This is a genomic window from Rhizobium sp. 18055, from assembly GCF_902706285.1.
Taxonomy (GTDB): Bacteria; Pseudomonadota; Alphaproteobacteria; order Rhizobiales; family Rhizobiaceae; genus Rhizobium.
Window position 1 is genome coordinate 1 of sequence record NZ_CACSKD010000092.1, and the last position, 645, is coordinate 645.

A 645-nucleotide genomic window follows, 5' to 3' on the forward strand; every position below is an offset into this window, starting at 1 on the left:
CAACAAGGGCAAGCTGCTGCGCCACCAGGAGCCGCCGGTGCCGCCGGGGCAGGACGCGCGCGCCGACGCGGCCGTGCATGCGCGCCGCTCGCTGATGTTCGCGGACCTGACCAATGCGTACACGCCGAGCTTCGGCCTGATGGGGCACGAATCGCTCATCATGCAGCAGAGCGACATCGGCGCCATCGCCGATTCGGTCAAGGACTGCCTGCGCTGCGGCAAGTGCAAACCGGTGTGCGCCACCCACGTGCCGCGCGCCAGCCTGCTCTACAGCCCGCGCAACAAGATCCTGGCGACCTCGCTGCTGGTCGAGGCCTTCCTGTACGAGGAGCAGACGCGCCGCGGCGTGTCGATCAAGCACTGGCAGGAGTTCGAGGACGTGGCCGACCACTGCACCGTCTGCCACAAGTGCTACACGCCGTGTCCGGTGAAGATCGACTTCGGCGACGTGACGATGAACATGCGCAACCTGCTGCGCAAGATGGGCAAGAAGAGCTTCCGGCCCGGCAACAAGCTGGCCATGGCGATGCTGAACGCCACCAATCCCGACACCATCAAGCTGATGCGTTCGGCGATGGTGGACGTGGGCTTCAAGGCGCAGCGCGCGGTGGTCGATCTGGCGCGCGCCGTGGGCCGGCGCCAGAC

General features: G+C 67.1%; 1 protein-coding gene. It reads left to right on the forward strand.

The window, feature by feature from the left end; genetic code table 11:
* A partial coding sequence (locus GVL52_RS31585; protein ID WP_200847939.1) for a (Fe-S)-binding protein occupies nt 1-645 on the forward strand: 645 nt, incomplete at both ends.